The organism is Limnochordia bacterium, from assembly GCA_023230925.1.
Taxonomy (GTDB): domain Bacteria; phylum Bacillota; class Limnochordia; order DUMW01; family DUMW01; genus JALNWK01.
Genome location: JALNWK010000099.1, coordinates 1 through 3,658, shown reverse-complemented (window position 1 = coordinate 3,658; position 3,658 = coordinate 1). Strand labels below are relative to the sequence as shown.

Below are 3,658 nucleotides of genomic sequence, written 5' to 3'. Positions count from 1 at the left end.
AAAAATGAAATTGGGGCCACCACTATGTGGTGGCTCACCCCCTCCGAAAGGGTGGCTCAATCCAGAGCGAGAGGGTGGCTCAACTTACTGCGGAACAGTGGCTCAGTCAGAGCGAAATATTCAGTGGGTCAAATGGTCAACCAACGCGACCGTGAGTGAGCCGTCTTCGAAGAGCTCGGTCCACACCATCGGCTCATGCAGTAATAGTAAGATAATCAGGTGACGCCAAGCACGCTCAGCATCACCTGTTTATCGGGAGTATGTTTCCCGTATCCGTTATTTAGAGGAGAAGACCTTGGTGGTGGAGCCAGAGCCTTCAATGGGTAACCGTGCTTCGCCGAAATTCCATCCTTCCACAATCAACTGGGCTTCTTCTCCTTTTAGGTCTTCGGTGTAGTAGTCCAGCTGGATAGTTTTGGTTTTCCCTGGTAGGATCGAGAAGTAATTATCCTCGTAATATGTAGATTCCACCAGTTGCTGTGAATCCTTGGTATACACCTTAAGCCGAATGAAGAAGGCTAAAGCATGGGAGTTGTTAGTTAAGGTGACTTTTGCCACCTGCTTATCTTCTGCTGCTGTCATGTTAGAGGTAATGTTTAGCTTGGCTCCGGGCATATTCATTAGGGCAGAGAAGTCCCCGTCGGCACCATATCCTGGTCCCTTCTTAGTGCGCCAGTAGAGGACGTCGTCCAATTGTTTTCCTTGCTCATCCAACAGTTGAAGGTAGACAAAATGCACATCATCAAAACCTGGTGTGTCTTTATGCGGGATCCCGAAGACATTGCGCATGGTTACATCCGGTTCTACCCCAAATATGGTCTTGGACTTGGTCCATGCCAAGCTCCAGTCAAGGTTACGAACCTCAGCGCGTAGGGTCATGGCACCCAAGGAACTAGGGGTGTCGTTTACCAGGGATACATCGTTAAAACAGTAATCATACTGGACGTGGACGGGCCTGTTCCCATGGGCAAAGTAGTAAAGAGCCGAATTTGCTTCACCGGAGTAGTTAGCGATCCGAGCACTGGCCATGGGATTAGCGTTGTTAATTGTCCAGATGGCATAACCGGTATTGTACTTTTCATCCTCGATATTCCACTTATTCCGCTTCCAGATCTCGGAATCAGCCCGGTATTCCATGGCACCGAGGATCTGTCCTTTGAAGGTGTAATTCTCAATGCCAATACGTCCACCCAAATCGGGAGTCGTGAAACTACCAAATTGGGCTGCTCCTTCTTGGATGAACTTGGTCATCAGGTGGAAGCCGCCTCCATCATGGTAGTTGATAGAAACGTTAAATTCAGGGTTATTGTAAACCGGCCAGAGCTTCGCTGAAGGGATGAAACCCTTGAGCACTTCCGCCGGGGGCAACACCGGATTGCCCGTCTCATTACAGAAGCCCGCAAGGGGTCCTAAGGGCCCCGAACCCCATATGTCATGGCAAGTGTAATCATAGAGGGTGTCTATACCAATCCAACGGTAGGGCGAACCCCGCTGGCCATTGTCCTGGGAGCTATCCTGGTACCATCTAGTGCAATCATATTGCTCTGCCGTTTCCCTAGTACCGCTTATGGGAAGGCCCTCATTACTGCCGCAGTAGACGGCCACGCAAGGATGGCTTCGTATCCGCAGGATAGTATCTGCCCAGTTTTCTAGCTGTAGTTTTGGATCGAAGGTGTTATTAACTTGGACGGCCTGACCAGACTCAACCCAGGTTAGGATTCCAAGCTCATCGCACTTTTGGAAGAAATAATCGCTCTCTTGACCGCTGGCACTCCAAAGACGCAGGAGGTTTATACCTGCCTGGGCAATCTGACGTAGTTTTATATCATAGTCCTTCTTCGTGTTTTTTAGCATGGCGTCCTGCACCCAGTTTCCGCCTTGAATGAACATCCGCTGGCCGTTTACAATCATGCTTAGCTGACCATTGTAGGTCTTGGTGTCTATTTCAATATACCGGATCCCAAACCGGATACTCTTCACATCAGATATGACATCTTTGGTGATAAAGGATACCTTGCAGTCATACAATTCGGGGTTACCTCGGCCGTTAGGCCACCAGACCCGGGGGCTTTTGATAATAAGCTCGGGATGATCGGTGGAGGTCAGCACAATCTCCTTCGTTCGGTTAGGTTCAAGGGATACTTCCTGGCTGAGGGTAATTCCCCCTTGGATATCTAGTCTAAGGGTGCCGGTGACTGCCTTATTGCTCCAGTTGGTCAGGTAAGTCTTGAAAACCAAATCAGCCGTTTCCCCCGGTACTTCATGGGTACTCATATAGGGATCATCTACTGTTACATCATTTGTATTAGTCACATAAACGTCCCTGTATATGCCAATGTTACGGTCTCGGATACCATCAACAATCGTGAAGTCCCAGCCAATGGTAACATACATGGTGGCTGCATTGTAACCGATTTGTCGATCGCCGCCACATCCCCGATCCCGGGGTTTTCCCGGGTATTCCAGGGGATAGACCTTGATCGCTAAGGCATTTTCGCCTACCTGAGCAACGCTGGTGATGTCTATCTTTCCTCGTTTAAACATTCCTGCCATTTTGCCCACTGCTTGGCCATTAACATAAATATCTGCCTTCCAGTTGATCCCATCCAGGTTCAGCCAAATACGGTGGCCCTTATTACTTTCATCAAGGGTAAAGGTTGTGCGGTACCAGTGACAGTACATGAACGGGCTCCATGGGTCGCTGGCATCGGGTATGAGATTCTCTGATCGTTTGTTGTTGATGTCATAGTATGGATCGGGGTAAATGCCGTTTTTGACGTATGTCGCCAAGAGAGTGCCCGGAACCACAGCCTCCATCCAATCAACTGGGACATAGTCTACCAAAGAGATCTCCTCACCGGTATCTCTTAGACCATAGGTGCTTTTCAGCAGCCAATTATTTCGCAGGAATTGCTTGTCACAGTCAGGGCTGGAAAGGGGCTCCCATTGTCCTTGCAAGGGGGTTTGTCCATGTTCATTTGCTTGTCCTAATGCCGCAACAATCATTAAGCTAGGAATAACCATCATAGCAATCCAAATAACGAGTTTTTTTTTATGTTCTTCATCGGCTTCTGATGCTCCTTCATATTAAAGACTGTAGAGACAACTCCTGAACGTGAAATACCCCGTTCCTTCCGTAACCTCTTTAGCTAATAATTTCCCCATGGGCATGGCAAATTCCTGCTGCATTTATTAAAGTGTTTACATTAGATGCGAATTATTGATGCTAAAAGGTGCCAAGGGCCCCTAGAATGGGGACTAGGATGAAGAAGTCTTCTCTGAAGTCCGTTGTTTTCACCTATACTCTATGGGCTACGTCATTAGAATCAAGCGCTTCCTTGACCTTCGAAGGAACCGTGTTTGATTAGCCAAAAGTTGCTCTAGACAGTATGGTCAGGATGGAGAGTGACGTTATAGTCATGAACCCACAGTATGGCACGATGAAAATGACAGAAAGGCTGTTAGCTGACTTTTGACCTAGGGCTAGCACATAAACAGGTAGAATATAGAGGGCTTACGTTCAGTATCCTACTTTTGAATATTTCGCTCTGACTGAGCCACTGTTCCGCAGTAAGTTGAGCCACCCTCTCGCTCTGGATTGAGCCACCCTTTCGGAGGGGGTGAGCCACCACATAGTGGTGGCCCCAATTTCATTTTT

1 protein-coding gene is annotated in these 3,658 nt (G+C 48.2%); it reads right to left on the bottom strand.

Features of this window, described 5'->3' with window-relative positions:
• Nucleotides 1-276: 276 nt before the first annotated feature.
• Complete coding sequence (locus tag M0Q40_12555) at nt 277-3,024, bottom strand: hypothetical protein (protein ID MCK9223418.1); 2,748 nt, start codon at nt 3,022-3,024, stop codon at nt 277-279.
• Nucleotides 3,025-3,658 lie beyond the last annotated feature (634 nt).